The sequence below is a fragment of the Aeromonas sp. L_1B5_3 genome, assembly GCF_963866575.1.
In the GTDB taxonomy this organism is placed as follows: Bacteria; Pseudomonadota; Gammaproteobacteria; order Enterobacterales; family Aeromonadaceae; genus Aeromonas; species Aeromonas jandaei.
In genome coordinates, this window is sequence record NZ_CAWMDN010000126.1 from 13,938 (window position 1) to 39,466 (window position 25,529).

Annotated in this window: 21 protein-coding genes; 17 read left to right on the forward strand and 4 right to left on the reverse strand. The window is 48.0% G+C overall.

The annotated features are described in order from the left end of the window. The first annotated feature begins 135 nt into the window (after positions 1-135). A complete protein-coding gene (locus tag AACR93_RS15680) occupies positions 136-1,257 on the forward strand; it encodes an HD domain-containing phosphohydrolase (protein WP_043851293.1) in 1,122 nt (373 codons plus the stop codon). A gap of 149 nt (positions 1,258-1,406) precedes the next feature. Here the strand turns inward: AACR93_RS15680 and AACR93_RS15685 are convergent, their stop codons facing one another. From AACR93_RS15685 to AACR93_RS15700, 4 genes are all read right to left on the reverse strand, one after another. After that, positions 1,407-1,592, reverse strand: coding sequence for a hypothetical protein (locus tag AACR93_RS15685; protein WP_043851279.1), 186 nt, complete (start codon positions 1,590-1,592; stop codon positions 1,407-1,409). A 326-nt stretch (positions 1,593-1,918) separates the two neighbouring features. Beyond that, positions 1,919-3,100 (reverse strand): dicarboxylate/amino acid:cation symporter, encoded by a 1,182-nt coding sequence (locus AACR93_RS15690; RefSeq protein WP_041208319.1) that lies wholly within the window; start codon positions 3,098-3,100, stop codon positions 1,919-1,921. 286 nt (positions 3,101-3,386) lie between these two features. Next, a complete protein-coding gene (locus tag AACR93_RS15695; RefSeq protein WP_052497084.1) occupies positions 3,387-3,908 on the reverse strand; it encodes a hypothetical protein in 522 nt (173 codons plus the stop codon). A 100-nt stretch (positions 3,909-4,008) separates the two neighbouring features. Further along, positions 4,009-4,647 (reverse strand): TetR family transcriptional regulator, encoded by a 639-nt coding sequence (locus AACR93_RS15700; RefSeq protein WP_033115834.1) that lies wholly within the window; start codon positions 4,645-4,647, stop codon positions 4,009-4,011. 143 nt (positions 4,648-4,790) lie between these two features. Here AACR93_RS15700 and AACR93_RS15705 point away from each other — a divergent pair, with 143 nt between their 5' ends. From AACR93_RS15705 to AACR93_RS15780, 16 genes are all read left to right on the forward strand, one after another. Further along, the gene (locus tag AACR93_RS15705; protein ID WP_043851280.1) at positions 4,791-5,969 is read left to right on the forward strand and encodes an efflux RND transporter periplasmic adaptor subunit; all 1,179 of its coding nucleotides are present in this window, start codon (positions 4,791-4,793) and stop codon (positions 5,967-5,969) included. Between the two features lie 17 nt (positions 5,970-5,986). Continuing rightward, complete coding sequence (locus AACR93_RS15710) at positions 5,987-9,136, forward strand: efflux RND transporter permease subunit (RefSeq protein ID WP_043851281.1); 3,150 nt, start codon at positions 5,987-5,989, stop codon at positions 9,134-9,136. 613 nt (positions 9,137-9,749) lie between these two features. Continuing rightward, the gene (rfbB, locus tag AACR93_RS15715) at positions 9,750-10,835 is read left to right on the forward strand and encodes a dTDP-glucose 4,6-dehydratase (protein WP_043851282.1); all 1,086 of its coding nucleotides are present in this window, start codon (positions 9,750-9,752) and stop codon (positions 10,833-10,835) included. Beyond that, positions 10,835-11,701, forward strand: coding sequence for a glucose-1-phosphate thymidylyltransferase RfbA (rfbA, locus tag AACR93_RS15720; protein ID WP_043851283.1), 867 nt, complete (start codon positions 10,835-10,837; stop codon positions 11,699-11,701). Before rfbB ends, rfbA begins: the two co-directional genes overlap by 1 nt. 3 nt (positions 11,702-11,704) lie before the next feature. Beyond that, positions 11,705-12,280, forward strand: coding sequence for an acyltransferase (locus AACR93_RS15725; RefSeq protein WP_082044129.1), 576 nt, complete (start codon positions 11,705-11,707; stop codon positions 12,278-12,280). Next, complete coding sequence (gene rffA / locus AACR93_RS15730; protein WP_082044130.1) at positions 12,264-13,391, forward strand: dTDP-4-amino-4,6-dideoxygalactose transaminase; 1,128 nt, start codon at positions 12,264-12,266, stop codon at positions 13,389-13,391. Before AACR93_RS15725 ends, rffA begins: the two co-directional genes overlap by 17 nt. A 236-nt stretch (positions 13,392-13,627) precedes the next feature. After that, on the forward strand, positions 13,628-14,902 hold the full coding sequence (locus tag AACR93_RS15735; RefSeq protein ID WP_156152982.1) for an oligosaccharide flippase family protein: 1,275 nt from the start codon (positions 13,628-13,630) through the stop codon (positions 14,900-14,902). Between the two features lie 80 nt (positions 14,903-14,982). After that, positions 14,983-16,077: an EpsG family protein gene (locus tag AACR93_RS15740; RefSeq protein WP_197077969.1), complete on the forward strand. Its 1,095-nt coding sequence runs from the start codon at positions 14,983-14,985 to the stop codon at positions 16,075-16,077. Positions 16,078-16,115: 38 nt separating this feature from the next. Then, positions 16,116-17,336 (forward strand): glycosyltransferase, encoded by a 1,221-nt coding sequence (locus AACR93_RS15745; protein ID WP_052497086.1) that lies wholly within the window; start codon positions 16,116-16,118, stop codon positions 17,334-17,336. A gap of 287 nt (positions 17,337-17,623) precedes the next feature. Further along, the gene (locus AACR93_RS15750; protein ID WP_043851285.1) at positions 17,624-18,661 is read left to right on the forward strand and encodes a polysaccharide biosynthesis protein; all 1,038 of its coding nucleotides are present in this window, start codon (positions 17,624-17,626) and stop codon (positions 18,659-18,661) included. Positions 18,662-18,663: 2 nt separating this feature from the next. After that, entirely contained in the window at positions 18,664-19,545 is an 882-nt protein-coding gene (locus tag AACR93_RS15755; protein WP_043851286.1) for a dTDP-4-dehydrorhamnose reductase family protein, read from the forward strand. Continuing rightward, positions 19,533-20,666: a non-hydrolyzing UDP-N-acetylglucosamine 2-epimerase gene (wecB, locus tag AACR93_RS15760; RefSeq protein ID WP_043851287.1), complete on the forward strand. Its 1,134-nt coding sequence runs from the start codon at positions 19,533-19,535 to the stop codon at positions 20,664-20,666. The genes AACR93_RS15755 and wecB overlap by 13 nt, the downstream gene beginning before the upstream one ends. Beyond that, complete coding sequence (locus tag AACR93_RS15765; protein WP_043851288.1) at positions 20,663-21,874, forward strand: glycosyltransferase family 4 protein; 1,212 nt, start codon at positions 20,663-20,665, stop codon at positions 21,872-21,874. The genes wecB and AACR93_RS15765 overlap by 4 nt, the downstream gene beginning before the upstream one ends. After that, the gene (locus tag AACR93_RS15770) at positions 21,871-22,842 is read left to right on the forward strand and encodes a UDP-glucose 4-epimerase family protein (protein WP_043851289.1); all 972 of its coding nucleotides are present in this window, start codon (positions 21,871-21,873) and stop codon (positions 22,840-22,842) included. The genes AACR93_RS15765 and AACR93_RS15770 overlap by 4 nt, the downstream gene beginning before the upstream one ends. Positions 22,843-22,844: 2 nt before the next feature. Then, positions 22,845-23,402 carry a sugar transferase gene (locus tag AACR93_RS15775; protein WP_156152984.1) on the forward strand — a complete coding sequence of 186 codons (558 nt, stop codon included), beginning with the start codon at positions 22,845-22,847 and terminating at the stop codon, positions 23,400-23,402. A 59-nt stretch (positions 23,403-23,461) separates the two neighbouring features. Continuing rightward, a complete protein-coding gene (locus AACR93_RS15780) occupies positions 23,462-25,423 on the forward strand; it encodes a polysaccharide biosynthesis protein (RefSeq protein WP_043851290.1) in 1,962 nt (653 codons plus the stop codon). Positions 25,424-25,529: the final 106 nt, after the last annotated feature.

Here is a 25,529-nt window from a genome sequence, read left to right on the forward strand (position 1 = left end):
CCATCAATGGGGCTATCGCCTCCGCAGAGCGGGGTTGTTATCGGGATCCCGCTTTGTTGATTTTCATGTCAACAGAGGTGAGGGGGACAGAGGGAGTCACTATAATCCCATCACGGAGATCCGGTGGAGAAGGTGATGGAGAGTTCATTTGGCGAAAGGATGCAGAGCGTACACGCCACCCTCAGGGAGCGTTTTGACAAGCTGAGCCGGGTGGCCATCGCAATCTACGACCCTCATACCGATCAGCTCAAGACCTTTGCCCACAGCACCGAAGGCCACTCTCCGCTGGTGCAGTACGAGGTGAAGCTGAGCGATGTCCCCTCCCTGCGTTATCTGGCGGAGCACCACCACGCCCGCGTGCTCGGCAATCTCGATGTTCTGCGTGACTCTGTGTCGGAGCACAGCCGCAAGCTGCTGGAGGCGGGCTATGCCTCCAGCTATACCGAGCCGCTGCTGTTCAACAGCAAGTTGTTTGGCTTTCTGTTTTGCGATGCCATGGAGCCGGACTATTTCAACGAGCCGATCAGAAGCGAGCTGTCAGCCTATGCCCAGATGCTCTCGGCCATCATCGCCGTCGAGTTTTTCTCCATTCAGACCCTTGGCGGGGCGCTGACCACGGCGCGGGAGTTCAGCCGCTATCGGGATGAGGAGACCGCCAACCATCTGCACCGGATGTCGGCCTACTCCCGGCTGATCGCCAGAACCCTGGCCCCTGTTACTGGCCTCAGCGATGAGGAGGTGGAGTTTGTCTATCTCTTCTCCGGGCTGCACGACATCGGCAAGATTGCGGTGCCGGACGGCATCCTGCTCAAGCCGGGCAAGCTGACCCCGGAAGAGTTCGAGATCATGAAGTGCCACCCCGGCAAGGGGCGGGAGATGATCAACCTGATGATCAGCGAGTTTGGCCTCGACGGCATTCACCACACCGACATGCTGACCAATATCATCGCCAGCCATCACGAGCGCTTCGACGGCACCGGCTATCCGCTGGGGCTGGCGGGGGAGGAGATCCCGCTGGCGGCGCGCATCGTGGCGGTGGCCGATGTGTTTGATGCCCTGACCAGCGAGCGCCCCTACAAGCAGCCCTGGCCGTTCGAGACGGCCTTTGCCTATCTGGAGGAGCATGCCGGCAGCCAGTTCGATCCCGCCTGTGTCGCCGCGGCCCTGCGCAACAAGGCCGAGTTTTATGCCATCTATCAGCAGTATCAGGATCCGGCCACTACACCGGAGACGGACGAGGCGAAACCGGCTGAGTGAGATGGGGGCGGCAAAGCCAGCGCAAGGGGGACAAGGGGCAAGCAAGAGGGTCAACGATGCAGAGCAAGAGAAGGGGACGCCAGCGAGCGTCCCCTTTGCATTTGTCAGATTTGATGGCCGCGGTTTTGTGGCTCGTCGCCCGCAGCCCCTTATGGTTTGCGCGGCGACTCGTTTGACTGGTCGAGGTGGTCAGCGCTGGCACCCGAGCAGCCGCAGGGGCGGATCTGCTTGTCCGGTCGCTGCTGGGCCAGCCGATACTGGCGCCACCAGATGAGGGTGGTCATGGCGAGGATCAGCACAAACGAGGCGAGCAGACTCAATAACCAGATGGACATGATCTCTTCTCCTGCGGTGATGGCGGCCGCCAGCGTGGTGATCGGGCGGCTGTGATGCTGGCAGCAAGTATGGCCCGGCGGCGGTTGATGCGCTTGATTGTTATCTTGGGCGCAACAGTCTACTTGGCAACTGTTTCGCTAAAGTAACAATCTGACGAGTGCAGCGGGTGGCCCCATGATGCCGATTTGATGGTGTGGGGTGCCGGCTTGCGCTGATGCTGCCTGACTGGCTCTGGTCAGATGGGTTAAGGCAGAAACGACACAGGCCCGAACAGAGGTTCGGGCCTGTGGTTTTTGCAGAGGATGGTCGGGCCATCCCGGCGAGCTTACGCCTGTTCAGCCTCGGCTACGGGGGCAGCGCTCTCGCTGCCATTGGCAAAGCGATCGGCCCACAGGGCGATCACGCCGTCACCGGTGACGTTGCAGGCGGTGCCGAAGCTGTCCTGCGCCAGATAGAGGGCGATCATCAGGGCGATGGAGGCTTCACCGAAACCGAGCATGGAGGTGAGCAGACCCAGTGCCGACATGACGCCACCACCCGGAGCCCCCGGGGCGGCGATCATGATGACACCCAGCATCATGATGAAGGGCAGCATGGTGTCGATGCCCGGAATGGCCAGATGCTCGGAGAGGAACATCACTGCGGTGGCGCAGGTCACCAGGGTAATGGTGGAGCCGCAGAGGTGAATGGTGGCGCACAGCGGCACGGTGAAGTTGGCGATGCCGTCGCTCACGCCGTTGTTTTTGCTCGACTGCAGGGCAACCGGAATGGTGGCGGCGCTCGACATGGTACCCAGCGCGGTGAAATAGGCTGGCAGCATGTTCTTGATAAGCTGGGCCGGTGAACGGCCAAGGGCCAGACCGGTACCGACGAACAATACGGAGAGCCATACCCAGTGCATCAGGATCGCCATCACCAGCACCACGCCGAAGGTTTTCAGGGTGGCGAACACGGTGCCTTCCACCGTCATCTCGACAAAGACACCGGCGATGTAGAACGGCAGCAGCGGAATGATCACCTTGGCCAGCAGGCGGTCGATGATGTCACGGCCCTGATCGGCGACCCGACGCAGATCGGTGGCCTGGGTGGCGCTGATGCCGATACCGAACACGAAGGCGGCGGCCAGCGCGGACATCACGCCAAACAGCGGCGGGATCTCCAGATTGACGTAGGAGGCGAGCTTGACCGCCTCGGCGGTAGTGGGTTCGGCGGCTGTAGTCAGCTGCGGGATCAGGTGGCTCGCCACGGTAAAGGCGAACAGGCCCGCCAGAATGGTGGAGCAGTAGGAGAGGGCCACGGTTTTGCCCAGCAGCTTGCCAGAGTTCTTCGGCAGGCTGGCGATACCGCTCATGATGAAGAAGAGGATGATGAGCGGAATGGTGAAGGTAATGAGCTGACCTATGACTGTCTTGGCCGTAAACAGCACGCGCGCCACCCACTCAGGGGCGTAGAGACCGAGCAAGAGACCGGCAAGGATGCCAGCAATGAGTTTGAGGACAAGTTTCATAAGGAAATCCGGTGTTGGTTGTATTGTCAGATTTGTTATTAAATTTTGATATTAATCACACTTTCTAACACAGAATCCGCATTATGTCTGTCTTGAATGGGTTAATGCCGAGTTAAATATTGTTAACGGCTATTTTTCCCGACCGGAAAACGCCGATATTTAAACGCGCAAGATGCGGCATGGTGTATCGAACATGGTGGGCTGACAGAGGGCGTGCGGGGCCTCGGGGTTAGAGCCTGCTAGGGATAAAAGCGAGCGCCGTTAAGGGGTTAACCGCCGCCGCCAATCAAGCGAACGTGCGGGTCAGCAGCAGATAACTCGACGCCGCCGCGGATTGGGCGGGCTGCTCCGCGCAGATCGCCAGCGGGATCTCATCCTCTTTGAGTCGCTCGGCCAGTTGAGTCATGGCTGCCGCGCGATCGGTTGCAACCGGCAACGCCAGCGGCGCACCCGGTTTGAGCAGGGTAGCGAGATGGCGCAGGGTGTCAGTTGTTTTCTGCCCGGCAAGGTCGGCGGGACGGCTGAGCCAGATGCCGTCATAGGGGAGCACGCTGCGCATCCCCGCGATGGGGCAAACCCGCACCGCCTGACCCGAGCGGCGCGATGCGCTGCGGGCCAGCGCCAGCTCGGGCTCGCAGGCGGTGACCCGAAAACCACCATCCCGCAACCAGCAGAGGTCCACCCCGTCGTCGCAGTCAAGGTTGAGCAGGTGGGCGCCAGCGGCCAGCCGGGCCGTAAAGGCGGTGTGCGCCGGAGTCGGGCTGGCGGAATGGGCGGTATCTTGGGTGATGGCGTCAGTGGATGTCACAGCGATGGTCTCGGGCCGAAGCGGCTGCAGGGGGCGCTACCTTAGCAAATCGGGGGCTGCGCTGGCAAAGTGGCCCGCAAGTTGGCGCAGAGGGGGAACACTAGGAACGAACCGCCGGATTGCGGGGTTGGGTCAGCATGGTGAACATGCAGTCGAGCAGGTACTCCGACTCGGCGGCCAGATCGATCCGCTCCGGAAAGTGGAGCCAGTTGATGATGTAGCCATCGAGGGTACAGTGGAGCAGGGTGGAGGCTCGCCGCAGATCCAGATTGGCGGGCAGCTGTCCGCGCCGGATGGCGTTGGTGAGGGTGGTCTCCAGATCCCGAAAGAAGTTGCTGGACTGGCTGCGGATATGTTCGCGCAGGGAGATGGCTTCCCCCTCCAGTGATTCCAGATTGAACAGGATGGTGAACATCTGCTGGTGGGCCTGATCCCGGGTGATGCGGGTTAGCACCTCTTTGAGGAAGTCGCGCAGCTTGCCGAGGGGGTCGGGCTCCTCTTCATTGACGCAGGCGTCGAGCTGATGGGCGAGGGGTTGGCAGAGCTCTTCCCAGAGGGAGAAGAAGAGCTCCTCCTTGTTTTTGAAGTGCCAGTAGATGGCCCCGCGCGTCAGGTCAGCGGCTCTGGCGATGTCGGTCAGGCTGGTCTTGGCCAGCCCCTGGCTGCAGAAGAGATCCAGCGCCGTCTTCATGATGGTGCAGCGGGTCTGCTGTGCCTCCTCTTTGGTCCGTCTGGCCATCTGCTTCTGCGCCCCTTAATCAGCAAAAAAAGTCACTTACATACATTTATGAATGTATGTATATTGCCTCATCTTTCCGATTTTTACCAACAGGGCCCACGTGGCCCTGATTGTTCATTGACTGGCAAAGGCTCAGGTGTTTCATGCATAAACATATTCTTGCTCGTTCGGTAGGTCTTGCCCTGCTGGCAACAGGCTTGCTGGCAGGTTGTGGCGACAAGGGCGCGCCGCAGGGACAGGGGGGCATGCCTCCCGTTGCGGTTGACGTGGTGACCCTGCAGAGTGCTCCGCTCAAGTTGACCAGTGAGCTGACCGGCCGCAGCGCCCCGTTGCGGGTGGCCGAAGTGCGCCCGCAGGTGGGTGGCATCATCCTCAAGCGCCTCTTTACCGAGGGGAGCGATGTGAAGGCTGGCGATCTGCTCTATCAGATCGATCCGGCTGTCTATCAGGCTGCTGTCGCCAGCGCCAAGGCCAATCTGGCCAAGGCGCAGGCCAACGAGCAGAGCGCCCGCCTCAAGGCCAAGCGCTATCAGGAGCTGCTCAAGGTCAACTCCATCAGCCGTCAGGACTATGACGATGCCGACGCCAGCTGGAAGCAGGCGCAGGCTGAAATCATGGCGAGCAAGGCAGCCCTGCGCACCGCCGAGATCAATCTGGGTTACACCCGCATCACGGCGCCCATCAGCGGCCGCATCGGCACCTCCGCGGTGACCGAAGGGGCGCTGGTAACCGCCCAGCAGGCTGACAGCCTCGCCGTCATCCAGCAGCTCGACCCCATGTATGTCGATGTGCGCCAGTCCACCGCCGATCTGCTGCGTCTCAAGCGACTGGTGGCCGAGGGCAAGGTGGTGCAGGACGAACATAAAGGGGCCAAGGTGAGCTTCCAGCTGGAAGATGGCACTACCTATGGCGAAGAGGGCTCGCTGCAGTTCTCCGACGTCACCGTGGATGAGACCACCGGCATGGTGGCCCTGCGGGTGATTGTCCCCAACCCCACCCACTTGCTGTTGCCCGGCATGTTCATGCGCGCCACCCTGCAAGAGGGCGAGCGGGCCAAAGGGCTGCTGGTGCCGCAAACCGCGGTAACCCGCACTCCTAATGGTGGCGCCACCGTGCTGGTAGTGACCGCTGACAACAAGGTGGACCTGCGCAACGTTCAGCTGGGCCGCATCGTCGACACCAGTTGGGTGGTTGAGTCCGGTCTCAATGCCGGCGAGCGGGTGATCGTGGCCGGGTTGCAGAAAGTGCGTCCGGGTGCCGTGGTCAATCCGGCTGAACAGGCTGCGGCGTCGGCAACTGCCGCCACCCCGGCCAACAAGTAGGATGGAGTAGTCGCTTCATGGCTCGATTTTTCATAGACAGACCCATTTTTGCCTGGGTGATCGCGCTGGTGATCATGCTGGCGGGCAGCCTGGCCATCATCAAGCTGCCGGTCGCCCAGTATCCGAGCATTGCGCCGCCGGCGGTGAGCATCTCCGCCAGCTATCCGGGCGCGTCTGCCAAGACGGTAGAGGATTCGGTGACTCAGATCATCGAACAGAACATGACGGGGCTGGATCACCTGCTCTACATGTCCTCCCAGTCCGACTCTGCCGGCCGGGTGTCAGTGACCCTGACCTTCCAGCCGGGGACTGATCCAGATATCGCCCAGGTGCAAGTGCAGAACAAGCTGCAGCAGGCGATGTCGCTGCTGCCGCAAGAAGTGCAGCAACAGGGCATTCGGGTGCAGAAGACCTCCAGCAGCTTCCTGATGGTGGCCGCCTTCATCTCCAGCGATGGCAGCATGAAGAACGACGATCTGGCGGACTATGTGGTCTCCAACATCAAGGAGCCGCTGAGCCGTCTGGACGGGGTAGGGGATATCACCCTGTTCGGCAGCCAGTACTCCATGCGGATCTGGCTCGACCCCAACAAGCTCAACCGGGTGCAGATGACCCCGAGTGATGTGCAGCTGGCGATCAAAGCGCAAAACGCCCAGGTGGCGTTTGGCAAACTAGGGGGTACCCCCTCGGTGGCCGATCAGCAGTTCACCGCCACCATCATGGGCCAGACCCGTCTCTCCACCGTCGAGCAGTTCAACGATATCCTGCTGCGGGTGACTCAGGATGGCGCCAAGGTGCGGCTGAAAGATGTGGCCCGGGTCGAGCTGGCTGGCGAGAGCTATGACGCCGAGGCGCTCTATAACGGTCAGCCCACCGCGGCGGTAGCCATCAAGCTGGCGACCGGTGCCAACGCGCTGGATACCTCCGAGAAGGTGCGTGCCAAGCTGAACGAGCTGTCGGAGTACTTCCCGGCCAACATGAAGATCGTCTACCCCTACGACACCACGCCGTTCGTGAAGATCTCCATCGAGGAGGTGGTGCAGACCCTGATCGAGGCGATCTTCCTGGTGTTCTGCGTTATGTATCTTTTCCTGCAGAACTTCCGGGCGACCCTGATCCCGACTATTGCGGTGCCCGTGGTGCTGCTCGGTACCTTCGGGGTGATGGCGGCGTTCGGCTTCTCCATCAACACCCTCACCATGTTCGGCATGGTGCTGGCCATCGGCCTCTTGGTGGATGACGCCATCGTGGTGGTGGAGAACGTGGAGCGGCTGATGAGCGAGGAGGATCTCTCCCCGCTGGAGGCGACCCGCAAGTCGATGACCCAGATCACCGGCGCGCTGGTGGGGATTGCCCTGGTGCTCTCCGCCGTATTCGTGCCGATGGCTTTCTTCGGCGGCTCGACCGGTGCCATTTATCGCCAATTCTCGTTGACCATCGTTTCGGCCATGACCTTATCGGTGCTGGTGGCATTGATCCTGACGCCGGCGCTCTGTGCCACCCTGCTCAAGCCGATGAAACATGGCGAGTTCGGTGCCCAGCGCGGCTTCTTTGGCTGGTTCAACCGCGCCTTTGATGCCGGCACCCAGCGCTACCAGCGCGGGGTGGGCAAGGTGATCAAGCAGGGCGTGCGCTACAGCCTCATCTACGGTGCCATGCTGGTGGTGCTGGCGGTGCTCTTTATGCGGATGCCCACCTCTTTCCTGCCGGAGGAGGATCAGGGGGTCATCATGTCCATGGTGCAACTGCCGGTGGGGGCGACCAAGCAGCGCACCGAGGTGGTGCTGGCGGACATGCGCGACTACTTCCTGAAAAACGAGAAGGATAACGTCGATTCCGTACTGACGGTGGCGGGCTTCAGCTTCGCCGGTAGCGGTCAGAACAGCGGTATGGCCTTTATCAAACTCAAAGACTGGAGCGAGCGCAAGAGCCCGGATCGCAGTGCCAATGCCATCATCGGCCGCGCCATGGGCTATCTGTTCAGCATCAAGGAGGCGCAGGTTTTCGCCTTCAACCTGCCTCCCATCCCGGAGCTGGGGACGGCGACCGGTTTTGACTTCTTCCTGCAGGATCGCGGCGGTATCGGCCACGAGAAGCTGATGGCGGCGCGCAACCAGCTGCTCGGCATGGCGGCGCAGGATCCGACTCTGGTGCGGGTGCGCCCGAACGGGATGGAAGATACGCCGCAGCTCGATATCAAGATCGACTACGAAAAGGCGCTGGCGCAGGGGCTCTCCATTGCGGAGATCAACAACACGCTGGCAAGCGCCTGGGGTTCTGCCTACGTCAATGACTTCATCGACCGTGGCCGGATCAAGAAGGTCTATATGCAGGCGGATGCTCCCTTCCGGATGAACCCGGAAGATCTGAAGCTCTGGTATGTGCGCAACAGCGCCGGTCAGATGGTGCCCTTCTCCGCGTTTGCCAGCACCGAGTGGAGCTTCGGCTCGCCGCGGCTGGAGCGTTACAACGGCGTGCCGGCGATGGAGATCGTCGGGGAAGCTGCACCGGGCAAGAGTACCGGTGATGCGATGGCCGCCATCGAGCAGATGGTGAAGAAGCTGCCGGAAGGGGTGGGCATCGAGTGGACCGGGCTCTCCTTCCAGGAGCGGCAGGCCGGCTCGCAGGCGCCCGCGCTCTACGCCATCTCCTTGCTGGTGGTGTTCCTCTGTCTGGCGGCCCTCTACGAGAGCTGGAGCATCCCCTTCTCGGTGATGCTGGTGGTGCCGCTCGGGGTACTGGGGGCTATTCTGGCTGCCACCCTGCGCGGGCTGGAGAACGACGTCTACTTCCAGGTGGGCCTGCTCACCACCATAGGCTTGTCGGCGAAGAACGCGATCCTGATCGTGGAATTTGCCAAAGAGCTCTATGACAAGGGGATGGGGCTGGGTGAGGCGGTGGTGGAGGCGGCGCGTCTGCGTCTGCGCCCGATCCTGATGACTTCGCTCGCCTTTATCCTCGGGGTGCTGCCGCTGGTGATCAGCTCCGGCGCCGGTGCCAGCAGCCGTAATGCCATCGGTACCGGCGTGATGGGGGGGATGATCAGCGCCACCGTGCTGGCCATCTTCTTCGTGCCGCTCTTCTTTGTGCTGGTGATGCGTTACTTCACCAGCCACCAGAGCAAAGAGGCGCGCATGGCTGCAGCGGTTGAGTCAAAAGGTGACTGAGCAAAAGCGTGTCCATCTGTTCTGAGCGACAGATCACAATTTGATAAATGAGTCAGTTAAAGCTGACTATAAAATGGGGCAAGACGAGCGGTTGCCCCATTTTTTCCACCTGAAAAACGGTAACTTGGCTGTGATCTGTTCGATTTTGAAAGGTGATTCGGATGAGATCATCAAGTGCTTTCGGTTCTCCATCGAATCTTGATTGAAAACCCTTGATGAAGGCACTTTTTGGTGTGCAGGTTTACAGAAAACGAGATAGAATCTGCCCCTTATCGGGCTGGTAGACTATGTGTCGTTTGGTTTGGTACCCCTCTTTTGGCATATAAAATGCGAGCGGGTAACACTGTTATCGACCATCAAAACATAAAAATGCTGGAGGACACGATGACCAACAGCAAACAAAATTCGGTTAAAAGCAGCAAACTGGGGGCTGTAACCCAGGGGCGGTAGCCATGGTATCACCCGTCTTTTTGCTTAATGTTTAACCAGGGGCGCTGCATAGTGTTAGTAACAGACGCTATCTGTTGATTTTTTTGAGCAGCTATAGCTGATCACCGTTCTATCCCTCCGATACCCAATTCCGTATTCATTCCTCGCAAGAGAACGCATATCTATGAAAATTCTCGTTACCGGTGGCGCAGGCTTTATCGGCTCTGCTGTGGTGCGTCATATCATCCGTGATACTCAGGATGCCGTTATCAACCTCGATAAACTCACCTATGCCGGCAATCTGGAATCCTTGGCCGATGTATCGACAAGCGATCGTTATACGTTTGAACAGGTGGATATCTGCAATCGTGCCGAGCTGGATCGGGTGTTTGCCCTGCACCAGCCGGATGCCGTGATGCATCTGGCCGCCGAGAGTCATGTTGACCGCTCCATCACAGGCCCGGCTGACTTTATCGAGACCAATATCGTCGGCACCTATATGTTGCTGGAAGCGGCACGTGCCTATTGGAACGGTCTGGATGAAGTACGCAAGGCTGCTTTCCGCTTCCACCATATCTCCACCGATGAGGTGTATGGGGATCTGCCCCATCCGGATGAAGTGGCTGCCGGTGAGCCATTGCCGCTTTTTACCGAAACCACTCCTTACGCCCCCAGCAGCCCCTATTCAGCCTCCAAGGCTTCCAGCGACCATTTGGTACGCGCCTGGCGCCGTACTTACGGCCTGCCGACCATCGTCACCAACTGTTCCAACAACTACGGCCCTTATCACTTCCCCGAGAAGCTGATCCCGCTGGTGATCCTCAATGCACTGGATGGCAAGCCGCTGCCGGTCTATGGCAAGGGCGACCAGATCCGTGACTGGCTCTATGTAGAAGATCATGCGCGCGCGCTCTACAAGGTGGTGACCACCGGCGTGGTCGGAGAGACCTACAACATCGGCGGCCACAACGAGAAGCAGAATCTGGAGGTGGTACACACCATCTGCGATCTGCTGGACGAGATGGTGCCGAAGGCGGGCTCTTATCGAGATCAAATCACCTATGTAGCGGATCGTCCCGGTCACGATCGCCGCTATGCGATCGATGCGACCAAGATGAGCAGTGAGCTTGCTTGGCAACCGCAAGAAACGTTCGAGTCTGGCATTTGTAAAACCGTGCAGTGGTATCTGGATAACCAGCAGTGGGTGAATAACGTCAAGAGCGGTGCTTACCAATCTTGGATTGAATTACAGTACGGGGAGAAAAAATAATGAAAGGCATTATTCTGGCTGGTGGCTCTGGTACCCGTCTTTACCCCATTACGATGGGAGTTTCCAAGCAGTTATTACCCGTTTATGACAAGCCTATGATCTATTACCCTCTATCGGTATTAATGTTGGCTGGCATAAGAGAGATTTTGATTATTACCACTCCTGAAGATAAGGCTAGTTTTCAGCGACTTTTAGGTGATGGTAGCCAATTTGGGATTTCATTGACATATGAGGTTCAGCCAAGTCCAGATGGACTGGCTCAGGCTTTCATCATTGGTGAAAAGTTTATTGGCCAAGAGTCAGTTTGTCTTATCTTGGGTGATAATTTGTTTTGGGGGCAGGGTTTTTCACCTATGCTGCGTCAAGCTGCACAGAGAACAGATGGCGCCACGGTATTTGGTTATAAAGTGCAAGATCCGGAACGTTTCGGTATTGTCGAATTTGATGAAAAACAAAGTGTAATTTCTATTGAAGAAAAACCCGCTCAGCCCAAGTCTCACTTTGCAGTAACTGGACTCTACTTTTATGATAACCAGGTCATTGAAATCGCTAAACAAGTAAAACCATCAAAACGAGGTGAACTCGAAATTACAAGCATTAACCAGATATACCTTGAGCGCAATCAACTCAATGTTGAGTTGTTAGGTCGTGGCTTTGCTTGGCTTGATAGTGGGACTCACGAAAGCCTTCTTGAAGCATCTAATTTTGTCGCGACAATAGAGGCAAGGCAGGGATTCAAAATAGCATGCCTTGAGGAAATTTCCTTACGTAATGGTTGGCTTAGTCGGAATGAAGTAATAAAAATTGGAAATACAATGGCAAAGAACAGCTATGGACAGTATCTCATTGAGTTAACTAGAGCTTGATTTATGGCGTATCTAAATGAAGACGAGTTGCATTCTCTAGGATTTAAATTTCTTGGTAAGAATGTAAAAATTAGTGATAAAGCCAGAATTTACGATCCGGAAAAAATTACAATAGATGATTGCTCTAGAATTGATGATTTTTGTATTTTATCTGGCAATGTGACAATTGGTAAATTTTGCCATATTACTCCAATGTGTCTTATTGCAGGAGGTATACCAGGTGTATATCTTGGCGACTTCTGTACACTTGCCTATGGCGTGAAAATTTTTTCACAAAGTGATGACTATTCTGGTCGAAGCATGGTCAATTCACTAATCCCCAAAAAATATAAAAATGAAATTTTTTTGCCTGTCAAGATAGAAAAGCAGGTCGTTATTGGTACGAATTCAGTAGTCTTCCCTGGCGTTACCATTGGGGAAGGGTGTGCTATAGGTGCTATGAGCCTTTTATTGAAAAGTACCGCCTCATGGGGAATATATATAGGTAATCCAGCTTATCGTTTGAAAGAACGAGATAGAAATATTGCCAGACTTGAGTCAGATTTTTTGAAGGAAATTAACAATGAACATTCCATTTAATAAGCCACCACTAACAGGCAATGAAGAGCAGTATATTTTGCAAGCAGTGAAAAGTAATAAGCTCTCAGGTGATGGCTTTTTTGGTAAGAAATGTCAATCTTGGTTTGAAGAAAACTTACCATGTGAAAAGGCATTAATGACTCCGTCATGTACTGCAGCTCTTGAAATGGCTGCATTGCTCATAGATATTCAACCTGGTGACGAAGTCATTATGCCAAGCTATACGTTTGTTAGCACGGCAAATGCATTTGTATTAAGAGGCGCAAAAATAGTTTTCGTTGATATTCGTCCTGATACAATGAATATTGATGAAAATTTAATTGAAGATGCTATTACAGATAGAACAAAAGCCATTGTTCCTGTCCATTATGCTGGTGTAGCATGTGAAATGGACAAAATTATGGGGATAGCTAAAAAATATAATCTTTATGTGGTGGAAGATGCAGCTCAAGGCATGATGTCTACCTACAAAGGAAAGGCATTAGGTACTATAGGTCACTTGGGGGCTTATAGTTTTCATGAAACAAAAAATTATACTAGCGGTGGTGAGGGGGGGTTACTAATTATTAATGATTCCACTCTTATTCGACGAGCTGAGATTATTAGAGAAAAAGGCACTAACAGAAGTCTTTTCTTTCGCGGAATGGTAGATAAGTATACTTGGGTTGATATCGGAAGTAGTTACTTACCCTCGGAATTGCAAGCTGCTTATCTGTATGGGCAACTAGAAAAAGCAAATGAAATAAATAATTTTAGATTATCTCTCTGGAATAAGTATTACTTAAAGCTTTCAGAATTAAAAAGTCGAGTCTCGATTGAACTACCATTTATTCCTGAGGGGTGCGAACACAATGCGCATATGTTTTATATAAAGCTAAAGGATCTTGATGCCAGGACAACGGTTATGCAAGCTTTAACAGAAGGTGGTATATCAACAGCATTTCATTATATTCCGTTACATAGTGCACCAGCTGGTTTGCAGCTTGGTGTATTCCATAATAATGAAGTACACACAACAAAGGAAAGTGAACGTTTATTGCGTCTTCCAATATGGCTTGGGATAGATGAACACTGTGTCAGTAGGGTGTGCTCTATATTGGAAGAAATATAATTGTGTTGAACAGTGCTACGTTCGTGATGTAGCACTGTTATTTTAAAAATGAAACTAGACCTGTTATTATATACTTTTTTAAATTCATAAATATAGCGAATAGGAGGCAAGGTAGTGTATGTGATATGCATCAACACCATGCATTCATATATATCTTGTCTTGATTTTTTAGCTGCATTTTAATTTTTTAAACTTGTCAATATATGATTGTCTTTTAGGAGTTAGCAGGTACAGCTTTGAAAATTAAAAATTATTATGGTGTAATGCTCACATTTATGGCTCATTTGTCAAAATTATTAATGGGCTTTTTTATTTTAAAACTAATCGCATACAAAATGGGGGTTGATGGTCTCGGTAGGATAGGGAACTTCATGAGCCTTTTAACTGTGTGCGGAATTCTGGCTGGTGGAGGTATTATTAATGGAGTGATAAAATATACATCAGAGTATAGAGGTGATGTTAAACGTTTGACGCTATTCGTATCCTCAGCTATTAGATATTCTTTGATATCATCAGTTATAATGCTGCTTATTTTTATTATTTTTTCTGAAACTATATCAAAATTTATATTTGGCAGCGGAGAGTTGTATATCTATATAGTTGTTCTGTCTATATCTCAGGTTATATTGGCTCTTCTTAATATAAATCTTGGGGTGTTTAATGGAATAGGAAAGAATGTTCTTTATGCTAAATCACAAATCATAGGAAGTATAATTGGCATACCTATATGTTGGTTGCTTATAAATAATATGGGGTTCAGTGGTGTTATTATTTCTCTTATTCTTAGTGTTTTAACTCCAATAATCCCAGCTGTTTATTATTCGTCTAAGCATGGACTATATTCACTAATAAATATAAATTTATATGATCCTAAGTTTACGCGAAACTTGAGTAAGTTTACTTTGATGCTATTGGTCAGTGTTGTCTCGTTTCCACTAACAGAAATAGTTATAAGACAATATATTATTCATTCTATAAATGATGGTTACCACGAGGTTGGATTGTGGCAAGGCGCACTAAGATTATCAGCTGCATACACTAGCCTAATATCTGTTGTCCTGGCATATTGGTTCATGCCTATTATTTCTCAAGAAGAAAACTGGTATATAATCAAGCGTAAAGTCTTTGGGGGGATGCTAATAACAGCGTTCGGAGTGTTTTTAGGGTTGGGGGTGTTATATTTATTCAGGGGTTTTTTTATCTCCACTTTGCTCTCGAAAGACTTTTTGAAATTATGTGATATATTAATATATCAGCTTGTTGGTGATTTTTTTAAAATCACAGCTAGTGTATTTGGTTTTGTCGCAGTGGCTAAAGCGGCCAGTCGTATATATATATTTGCAGAGTTATTTCAATGTTCATTAATTCTGCTTGTTTTGTATGCGAAAGTTTATTTGTCAGGTGCTATAGATGCTGAAAATGTGATGTTCTCATATGCACTGTCTTACTGCATTTATTTTATATTGAGCCTATTTGTTTTTTCCTTTATTTGCAATAAAATGAGCAGATGAATAAAATTGTTCTGGTGAGACGTTTGCACATCATTTTGTAGAGATATTTATTTGGCTCTATTATGAAAAGGGCATTATTAATGTTAGAGAGTCAGATTTTATTTATACTTTTTTTCTTTTCGTTGTTATCAATGGCATTTTGGTCATTAATATATGGGGAAGATTCGGCGAATAATATATCATTCTTGTATTCTGTCTTTGTTCTATGCGCTATTGCCACCTTCCGAAATGTTGGATTTGGTAGTGATGATGAGGCATATGTCGAAATTTTTAAAAAAATAGCCGAGTCCGGGAATGGTCTTGCATCTATTTTTGAGTATAGATATTCAGATTATAATGTTGAATTTTTATTTTTTCTTTTATTAAAGATAATTTTGCTTTTAGGTAGCGATAGTATATTTTTGTTTTTTGTGGTTTCATTTTTAGCAGTGGCTTTTAATTTGAAAGCTATAAAAGAATTATCTCCATTTTTTTTAGTGTCAGTTTTAGTTTATTTTTCTCATTTTTATTTAGCTAAAGAGTTAAATGCAATTCGCGTCGGATTAGCATCGGCGCTAGTCTTTTTCTCGGCAAAAGAGCTTTACTATAAAAAATATTTTAAATCATTTTTATTTTGGTTGGTTTCTCTTGGTGTCCACATAACTGCATTATTATCTATAATTCCTATCGTTTTATATTTTATTCATCCGTCAAAAAGAACGTTAATATTTCTTACTGTTCTTTTATTATTTGTTTCTCCATGGCTAAATATTAAAGATATAATGTGGACTCTTTCTGGTTGGGGAGAGTATGGAGAAAAGTTGAAGCTGTATTTGAATGCAGATATGTATTCATATCAAATACCATTATGGGATGTAGTGAATATAAAAAATCTGTTTTTTGTTGTTGTTTGTTTATTTTATTGGGATGCTTTAAACGCAAAGTTTCCAACATTTTATTTTTCGTTCATGTACTTTTTTTCTGCATTTGCATTTCGAGTTTTCTTTGGTAGCTTTGCAATTTTGTCAGGGAGAGGGTATTCTGTAATATCAATGTTTGAATACATTATAATACCATTCGCTTTTTCTGTCTTATTCGGAAAAGGTGGGGTTGTAGTGGTGGTTATGTATGCATTATTAACATTGTTGATGGATTTTAATTTTAATACATCCTGGTCTGGTGGGATTCCATTTTAATTCTTTGGGATTGACTTTTTAATAAAGTGGAGGTTGAAATGTCAAGCATTCTATTTGTGCTTGGTGGGTTAAATATTGGGGGGGTTGAGACGTATGTTATACGCTTGGCTAAAGAACTAAGAGAACAAGGCGAAAATATAGATTTTATATTGTTATCTAATTCATTTAATGCAAAAAACTATGAAGAGCTCTCCAAGTTTGCATCTATATATATTCTGGATTATTTTCCTCTAATATCCTCTTCTAGTTGGCTCAACGCAATGTCATTATGTGGGGAAAAACTTGAGGAAAAGCTTGGGAAAAAATACGATATTGTTCATGTGGTCGATCTAATGACGCTGGGTTTTGTTTTCTTTAATAAAGACAAAATTAATTTCACAAACCTTAGCATTGGAATTTATCATGCCAAAGAAATATCTTGGTGGCGGGATCGATCCTGTTATTTTAGGGAGAGTTTACTTAAACTCTATGATAAAAATGTCATGTTAACGTTGTTCCCAAATGAGTTTATGTTGAAGTTGGCCGATGATTTAATTGATTCTGACCTGTCAGAATCACATATACTTCCTCTTGGGATTGATTTAGAAAAATACAAAGCCATTTCACCAATAAAGAGCTCACTGAAGATCGTATCTGTAGGCAGGTTGGTTGATTTTAAAACATACAATCGTCATGTTATCACATTGTTGAAAGAATTGCGTGAAATTGCTCCTTTTGAGTATTTTATTTATGGAGATGGACCGGAGAAAAATGATCTGTTAAATTTAGCTAAAAAGCTTGGGGTCTGTGATTTTGTTCATTTCATGGGGAGTGTAGAGTATTCTGACTTACATTCAGTTCTTGATGGTTGTTTTTGCTTTATAGGCTCTGGAACAACGATAATAGAAGCTAGCTCTGCTGGTATACCGTCTATTGTTGGTATAGAGTCCATAAAGATGCCTCTTACGTGTGGTTTTTTCTCTGAAGTTAAGGGGTTCTCATATAATGAAGATGGTGCAACTGATACAAGAGTATCTATTTATGATAAAATATCATCACTTTATTATATGAACAATGAAGAGTTTCAATATTTGTCTGGCTTACACAGAGACAAAGCTGCAGAATTTAACATTAAAAAAACTACAAGTCTTTTTGTTTCCTATTCATCCAAAAAGCCTGATTTTTCATTAAAGATAAATAGGTATAGGGCGTTATTATCGTTTATATTTTCAGTTTTAAAATTTGGCCCCAATGCGCTTAAATCTAGATTTGATCTATGATTATTAATGGTTGGTCAATGTGAATTTAATCAAGTGCTATTTATTCAACGCTAGGTAGGCATGCCAGAATTGGCTGGTTCATAGTATGTTTTAATGTTAGCTTCTATGAATGTCAATTTTTAGGCTAAAAACTGATGCGATATGTTATTTATTACATATTAAATTTGCATCTATATGTAGTAATAGTCTCACTAATATACGTCATTTTTTCATGTTATAAATATCATTTTACTGATAAGTATATAGTTTTTAATGATTTTCTATTCAACACTAATATGGGTGGATTTATGTTTCTTGATAAAAAGCTGCTAATTACAGGTGGTACAGGATCTTTTGGAAATGCCGTGCTAAGACGGTTTATTGATACTGACATATCTGAAATTAGAATATTCAGTCGCGATGAAAAAAAACAAGATGATATGAGGAAGATATTTAAGTCAGATAAATTAAAATTTTATCTAGGCGATGTCCGTGATTATCAAAGTGTGGCTAATGCTATGCGTGGTGTGGATTATGTCTATCATGCGGCTGCCTTAAAACAAGTACCATCTTGTGAGTTTTATCCATTAGAGGCGGTAAAGACCAATGTGCTTGGTACTGAGAATGTCTTAGAGGCCGCCATCAGCCATGGTGTGAAGCGGATTGTGTGTTTAAGCACAGATAAGGCAGTCTACCCTATAAACGCAATGGGAATATCCAAAGCTATGATGGAAAAGGTGATCGTAGCCAAGAGTCGTAATTTGGAAAACACGAATACAACGATCTGCTGTACCCGTTATGGTAATGTGATGGCCTCACGTGGCTCAGTTATTCCACTGTTTATTCGCCAAGTCGTTAATGGTGATGCGATCACCATTACCGACCCGTATATGACTCGCTTTATGATGACACTAGATGACGCAGTTGATCTGGTTTTACATGCGTTTGAACATGGAAAAAACGGTGACATTTTTGTACAAAAGGCTCCGGCAGCTACTATTGAAGTTTTAACAAAAGCTCTGCTTGATATCCTTGGTAAACCAAACCACCCGGTTCACATTATAGGAACTAGGCATGGAGAAAAGCAGTTTGAGGCTTTGTGTAGCCGAGAGGAAATGTTTGTAGCCCAAGAGCAGGGGCAATATTTTAGAGTGCCAGCTGATAACCGTGATCTTAATTACTCAAAATATTTTGAAGAGGGTGAGAAAGATCTGTCACAAATTGAAGATTATAACTCCCATAATACTGATCGCCTCGATGTAGCTGAGATGAAGCAACTGCTGCGTAAGCTCGATTTCATTCGTGAAATCGAAGCCGGTAATCTAATCGTGCCGGAAGGGGTATAACGGTGAATGTGTTAATCTTGGGTGCCACTGGTATGTTGGGTTACAGCCTGTTTAGCAATTTAGCTGATAACCCAGCATTAAACGTTATGGGCACAGTACGCAACGTGACCGGCAAGGGGGCTTTTTTTGCGCAGTACCAAAAGCAACTGTTGCAAGGTATTGATGTCACTGATATCGCCTGTATTGAGCAGGCGTTCGTCACTACCAAGCCAGAGGTGGTGATCAATTGTATTGGCTTGATTAAGCAGCACGATATTGCCAAGCAGCATGTGGCGGCGATAGAGATAAATGCACTGCTGCCACATCAGTTGGCTGCTTTGTGTGACCAATATGATGCGCGGTTAATCCATTTTTCGACAGACTGTGTGTTTGATGGCAAGCAAGGCATGTATCAGGAAGCTGACTTGCCGACCGCGACAGATCTGTATGGTAAGTCTAAGTGTCTAGGTGAGGTTAGCTATGGCCGCCACTTAACCTTGCGCACCTCAATTATTGGCCATGAGCTGGATTCAGCTGTTAGCTTGGTTGATTGGTTTTTAAGTCAATCAGGTGCTGTGAATGGGTTTTCTAAGGCAGTGTTTTCTGGAGTGCCAACTTGTTACATCGCCAAACTACTGGCTGACAACATTCTGAACAGACCTGAGATTTGTGGGTTGTACCATTTGTCTGCCGAGCCTATTAATAAGCACAATTTAATCTCGTTGGTGGCTGATATTTATGGCAAAGATATTGAGATTAATGAGTCAACCCAATTGGTGATCGACCGTTCGCTTGATTCTAGCCGCTTGCGCCAAGAGCTGGATTTGACTGTACCCAGTTGGAATGAGTTGATTGAATTTATGCATAACGATTATTTGACAAGGTATGTGCAATGCAAAAACTAAAAGTGATGACTATTGTAGGCACTCGTCCTGAAATCATTCGTCTCTCACGTACGATAGCTAAACTAGATGAGTTTTGTGATCATACCTTGGTGCATACCGGCCAAAATTATGATTATGAACTCAATCAAATATTTTTTGATGATTTAGGCATACGTGCCCCTGATGTGTTTTTAGAGTGTGCTGGCAGCAGTGCGGCTGAAACGATGGCGCAAGTTATCAGCAAGTCAGATAAGGTATTTTCTGATTTAAAGCCAGATGCACTCCTTATTCTGGGGGATACAAACAGTGCATTGGCTGCTATTTCTGCCAAACGTAAAAAAATCCCGATATTCCATATGGAAGCGGGTAATCGTTGCTTTGATTTACGCGTACCAGAAGAGATCAACCGTAAAATTGTGGATCATATTTCTGATGTGAATATGCCATATAGCGAGATTGCTCGCGAATATCTTTTAAACGAGGGGATTAAACCTGATTTAATCGTTAAAACCGGTAGTCCAATGGACGAGGTACTGGCATTTTATCACGATAAAATTCACACTGCCGATGTGGTAACTCGCCTGTCACTCACTAAGGGGGAATACTTCTTGGTCAGTGTACACCGTGAAGAAAATGTGGATTCGGATAAAAATATTTACAGTTATGTTAGGGTATTAAACGAGCTTGCTGAAAAATACCAGTATCCGATTATTGTTTCGACTCATCCACGTACCCGGAAAAAAATTGAAGCATTGAAATTAACTTTCCACCCTTTAGTTAATTTGTTAAAACCACTTGGTTTTAGTGATTATGTGCGCTTGCAAATGGATGCCAAGGTAGTGCTAAGCGATAGCGGTACCATTACGGAAGAGTCATCTATCTTGAACTTCCCTGCCATCAATATTCGGGAAGCACAAGAGCGTCCAGAAGGGTTTGAAGAAGGAGCTGTGATGTTCACCGGAATGAGTGTTGAAAGGATCCTTCAGGCGATTGAAGTTTTGGAGCAACAATCACGTGGTACAACACGTCTGATCAATAAGGTACAAGATTACATTGCTCCGAATGTATCAGATAAAGTGCTTCGCACAATTTTAAGCTACACCGATTATGTCAATCGAGTGGTGTGGAGAAAGTCGCTGTGAAAATCGCCCTGTTCCCTGATGATTATTTACCGAATAGTACTTTAGTTCATGCCAAAATGTTCCATGAACTGGCATTAGAGCTTAAAAGGCTTGGCCATGAACCGGTGATAATAACACCCAGCCATGGCAAACAAATTAAACGTCTTCAGGTTGATTCTATCGATGGTGTAGAAATATGGCGTTTTCGTAATCCACCTATGCGGGGGCAGGGCAAGGTTAAAAGAGTGATAAGTGAATCATTGCTATCTCTTAATGCTTTTTTTGCCATTAGAAATAGAAAGGATATATATTCATTCGAACTATGCATTAATTATTCTCCAACTATTTTTTTTGGTCCATTAATGCATTGGTTTAAACGTAAAGCAAAAACATTTAATTATTTGGTATTGAGAGATATTTTCCCACAATGGGTAATTGATGAAGGATTGATTTCTGCTAAATCACCGATCGCATCATACTTCCATTTTTTTGAAAAAATAAATTACAATGCATCTGACTGCATTGGTTTAATGTCTCCTGCAAATGTTGATTATTTTAGAACTCTGCATTCCGAGTACAATAATCTACAAGTGCTAAGGAACTGGGCTGATATTAATCCTATCAGTTTCTCGTCGCAACTTATAGATATTAGGAAAGTATATGGTTTGAATGGTAAAGTCATATTTTTTTATGGCGGAAATATTGGCCACGCCCAAGATATGCGTAATTTATTACGTTTAGTTAAAAATATGACTCGATACTCAAATGCTCATTTTTTATTTATTGGCCAGGGTGATGAATTCGAGTTAGTCAAGAAGGCTATAGTTGTTGAAAACCTTCACAACCTAACGCTGCTACCTTCAATCAACCAAGATGCATATAAGCAAGTTTTGACGCAGGTTGATGTTGGTTTGTTTTCATTAGCTAAAACACATAAAGCACATAACTTTCCCGGGAAGTTGCTTGGTTATATGCTTCAGTCTTTGCCGATTCTTGGTAGTGTGAATCAGGGGAATGACGTGATTGATTTCATTAATGGCCAAGGTGCTGGATGGGCATATATCAATGGTGAGGATGATGCCTTGTTAACGGCGGCAGTTAATCTTTTAAATGATAAAACATTGCGTGTTGAAATGGGGCAGCGTGGTTATGCTGTTCTTGCAGCTAACTTTTCAGTTAAGGCCGCGGCTCAACAGATAATTAATACATTTTTAGAGTCAAATAAATGACAATATTGCTAACCGGTGCCACCGGCTTTGTGGGTAATGCAGTATTGAAGCAGTTAATGCAGCAACCTGATGTAACAATACGTACTTATGGTCGTCGCGCACCCGTTGGCATAAAGGCTAACCGTGCTGCCGATACCAGTTCTCAAATGATTAGCCATGTGGTGGGAGGGATTAGCGCTACAGTGGATTATGCCGCCGCCTTGGTTGATGTTGATGTGGTCATTCATTGTGCAGCACAAGCGCATGTGATGAATGATTTAGTGTGTAATGAGGTAGATCTTTATCGGGATATTAATGTCGATGGTACCTTGAAATTGGCGCGCCAGGCAATTACTGCGGGCGTGAAGCGTTTTATCTTTATCAGTTCTATTAAAGTAAATGGCGAATCGACCATTTATAGCCAGCCTTTTACGCATGATTGTGTTGCTGCCCCTGAGGATGCTTACGGGCGTTCAAAGCAAGCTGCAGAAAATGGACTACGACAATTGGTGGCCAACTCAGGAATGGAGCTGGTAATAATTCGTCCACCACTAGTATATGGGCCTGGTGTTAAAGGTAATTTTTCTTCATTACTGACTATTGCAAAAAAAAATCTTCCGTTGCCATTGGGATCTATCAATAACCAACGCAGCATGGTAGCACTGGCTAATCTGGTCCATTTGATCATCACCTGTATCCGTCATCCTAATGCGGCGAATCAAACCTTTTTAGTCAGTGATGATGACGATATTTCAACAACCGAATTGCTTGAGATGATGACGCGCGCAGCGGGTAAACAGCCACTGTTATTACCGGTGCCGGTGAGTTGGCTGCAGTTCTTGGGACGCATGACAGGAAAACAGGCTGTGATAGAGCGACTGTGTGGTAATCTTCAGGTTGATATCTGTCACACCAAACATACGTTGGGTTGGCAACCACCTATATCGGTCGCAGAAGGTATTCAGCGTTGTTTTATTGAGGAAGAATAATTATGTTGATACGGTTGCTGGATTTGTGCGCAGCTTTTTTGGGGCTGCTGCTGTTATGGCCCATTTTGCTTATCGTCACTATTATTGGCCTGTTTGACACTGGCTCGCCGATTTTTGTGCAAACCAGAGTTGGTAAACACAAAAAACCATTCAAGCTGATTAAATTTCGTACCATGTCGGTCGATACCCAGTCGGTGGCGAGCCACTTGGCGAGCACAAGTTCGATCACCAAGTTAGGGGCTTTTTTACGTAAGACTAAAATTGATGAACTTCCACAACTGATCAATGTACTTAAAGGTGAGATGAGCTTGGTTGGGCCGCGGCCTAATCTTTTTAATCAGGAGGAACTAATCAAAGAGCGTGATGCTCTAGGAGTTTATGAGGTTTTACCCGGAATTACCGGATTGGCACAGGTACAAAATATCGATATGTCTACTCCGGAATTGCTGGCTAAAACAGATCGGCAGATGATCGATACCCTCACCTTAACTAGCTACTTTCGTTATATCATCATGACGGCAACTGGTAGTGGTACAGGCGATGCGGTTGGATCGAAATAGTATTGTACCTAGTTGCTTCACCTTATCTTACTTACCGTTGTTAACAAGATGGTGCCATTATGTTGACCTCTTTCTTGGCTATCCCCCGTGTTTATAAACGGGGAATTAGTGTCTGTGCTGATCTGCTATTGCTAACTTTGGCATTCTGGGGCGGTTATTGGGTTCGCCTTGATGATAATATTCCATTTCAGAGTGGGCTGCATTGGCAAATGCTGGCGTTGTTACTGCCGATAACCATCATCATCTTTATGCGGTTAGGACTTTATCGCGCAGTATTACGCTATGTCGGTTTCAAGGTGTTGTGGACTGTGTCGCTTGGAGCTCTTCTTTCTACGATGTCGTTGGTTATGCTGGCATTTTTTATGGGGGGTTCACTTCCTCGTACTGTATCTGTTATCTATTTTGCGTTTTCGGTGTTGCTGATCGGTGGGGTGAGGCTGTTTTTCCGGGCGTTAGTTCAGCGCAATCGTCAGCAACGAGTGGCAGTGCTTATTTATGGTGCAGGTTCTTCCGGGCGTCAGTTGCAACTTGCATTGAATCAAGGTCAGGAGTACCTGCCAGTGGCGTTTGTTGACGATGATTCCGCATTGGTTAAGACCGTGATTCAGGGGGTTAACGTTTACAGTACTGACGCTATCGAGGCATTGATTGAGCGCTTTGATATTAAAAAAATCTTGCTTGCTATGCCGAGTGCTTCGCGTAGTGTGAGGCAAGCGGTGATCAATCGATTGGAGCAGTGCCCATGTGAGGTTCTCTCTATCCCTGGTATGGCTGATCTGGTTGAGGGGAATGCTCATATCGATGAGCTTAAAGAAGTCAGTATTGAGGATTTGTTGGGGCGTGATGCGGTTGCTCCAATCCCTGAACTGATCAATGCCAATATATCTGGCAAGCGGGTGATGGTGACGGGAGCGGGCGGTTCCATCGGTTCTGAATTGTGTCGTCAGATTATCCGTTGCAAACCCGAGCAACTGGTGTTGTTTGAGCTGTCTGAATATGGCTTGTATGCCATCGATAAAGAACTGCAAGAAATTAGCCGGCAAGAAGGGTTACAGGTTGATATAGTGCCATTGCTGGGATCGGTGCAGCGACAACATCGCTTGCAAGCGGTGATGAGCACCTTCCAAATACAGACGGTTTACCATGCTGCGGCTTACAAGCATGTCCCCCTAGTTGAATATAACGTGGTTGAGGGGGTGCGCAATAATGTTTTTGGCACTCTTTATTGTGCACAGGCGGCTATCAGGGCCAAAGTTGAAACCTTTGTGTTGATTTCGACTGATAAGGCGGTGCGTCCCACTAATACCATGGGGACCACCAAGCGATTGGCCGAACTGGTGTTGCAATCGTTGGCTGCTGCGCAGCAGCAAACCCGTTTCTGCATGGTGCGTTTTGGTAACGTACTGGGATCATCCGGATCTGTTGTGCCGTTGTTTCGTAAGCAGATCCGTGATGGTGGCCCTTTGACTTTGACCCACCCCGACATCATTCGTTATTTCATGACCATTCCTGAAGCGTCGCAGTTGGTGATCCAAGCGGGAGCCATGGGGCAGGGGGGGGATGTGTTTGTGTTGGATATGGGTGAGCCGGTCAAGATTATCGATTTGGCGCACAGGATGATCCGTTTGAGTGGTCTGAAGCTCAAGAGCGAAAAATACCCCACTGGTGATATTGAGGTTAAGATCACTGGCTTACGCCCAGGTGAGAAGCTGTTTGAGGAGCTGCTTATTGGTGAACAGGTTGAGGGCACTGCCCATCCTCGGATCATGAAAGCCTCCGAGTTAATGCTGCCATGGCCACAACTGCGGGCGTTTTTGGCCGAACTCGATAGTGCGTGTTTCCGTTTTGATCATGAAGAGATTCGAAGCCTGCTATTAAGTATGCCGACCGGTTTTAATCCTACCGACGGGATCTGCGATCTGGTGTGGCAAGCCAAAAACACTTTGCCGCATGAACCGTGTCTAAGTGTGGTTGAGGACATTGAATTTCTTGATTCAGAGAGTCATCAGCCGATGCAATAAACTGCTTGCCTTATGGCATGCGCGCGGTTTGCGTCAATAGCTGAGCAGATAGATGGACAGAGGGAGGATATGTTGAGCATAAATAGCCTGTTAGCAATCCTCTCTC

What these genes read in the sequence shown, in the direction of transcription:
- AACR93_RS15680 (WP_043851293.1), top strand. Translation starts at nt 136, where the DNA reads ATGGAGAGTTCATTTGGCGAAAGGATGCAGAGCGTACACGCCACCCTC.
- AACR93_RS15685 (WP_043851279.1), bottom strand. Translation starts at nt 1,592, where the DNA reads ATGTCCATCTGGTTATTGAGTCTGCTCGCCTCGTTTGTGCTGATCCTC.
- AACR93_RS15690 (WP_041208319.1), bottom strand. Translation starts at nt 3,100, where the DNA reads ATGAAACTTGTCCTCAAACTCATTGCTGGCATCCTTGCCGGTCTCTTG.
- AACR93_RS15700 (WP_033115834.1), bottom strand. Translation starts at nt 4,647, where the DNA reads ATGGCCAGACGGACCAAAGAGGAGGCACAGCAGACCCGCTGCACCATC.
- AACR93_RS15705 (WP_043851280.1), top strand. Translation starts at nt 4,791, where the DNA reads ATGCATAAACATATTCTTGCTCGTTCGGTAGGTCTTGCCCTGCTGGCA.
- AACR93_RS15710 (WP_043851281.1), top strand. Translation starts at nt 5,987, where the DNA reads ATGGCTCGATTTTTCATAGACAGACCCATTTTTGCCTGGGTGATCGCG.
- rfbB (WP_043851282.1), top strand. Translation starts at nt 9,750, where the DNA reads ATGAAAATTCTCGTTACCGGTGGCGCAGGCTTTATCGGCTCTGCTGTG.
- rfbA (WP_043851283.1), top strand. Translation starts at nt 10,835, where the DNA reads ATGAAAGGCATTATTCTGGCTGGTGGCTCTGGTACCCGTCTTTACCCC.
- AACR93_RS15725 (WP_082044129.1), top strand. Translation starts at nt 11,705, where the DNA reads ATGGCGTATCTAAATGAAGACGAGTTGCATTCTCTAGGATTTAAATTT.
- rffA (WP_082044130.1), top strand. Translation starts at nt 12,264, where the DNA reads ATGAACATTCCATTTAATAAGCCACCACTAACAGGCAATGAAGAGCAG.
- AACR93_RS15740 (WP_197077969.1), top strand. Translation starts at nt 14,983, where the DNA reads ATGTTAGAGAGTCAGATTTTATTTATACTTTTTTTCTTTTCGTTGTTA.
- AACR93_RS15745 (WP_052497086.1), top strand. Translation starts at nt 16,116, where the DNA reads ATGTCAAGCATTCTATTTGTGCTTGGTGGGTTAAATATTGGGGGGGTT.
- AACR93_RS15750 (WP_043851285.1), top strand. Translation starts at nt 17,624, where the DNA reads ATGTTTCTTGATAAAAAGCTGCTAATTACAGGTGGTACAGGATCTTTT.
- wecB (WP_043851287.1), top strand. Translation starts at nt 19,533, where the DNA reads ATGCAAAAACTAAAAGTGATGACTATTGTAGGCACTCGTCCTGAAATC.
- AACR93_RS15770 (WP_043851289.1), top strand. Translation starts at nt 21,871, where the DNA reads ATGACAATATTGCTAACCGGTGCCACCGGCTTTGTGGGTAATGCAGTA.
- AACR93_RS15775 (WP_156152984.1), top strand. Translation starts at nt 22,845, where the DNA reads ATGTTGATACGGTTGCTGGATTTGTGCGCAGCTTTTTTGGGGCTGCTG.
- AACR93_RS15780 (WP_043851290.1), top strand. Translation starts at nt 23,462, where the DNA reads ATGTTGACCTCTTTCTTGGCTATCCCCCGTGTTTATAAACGGGGAATT.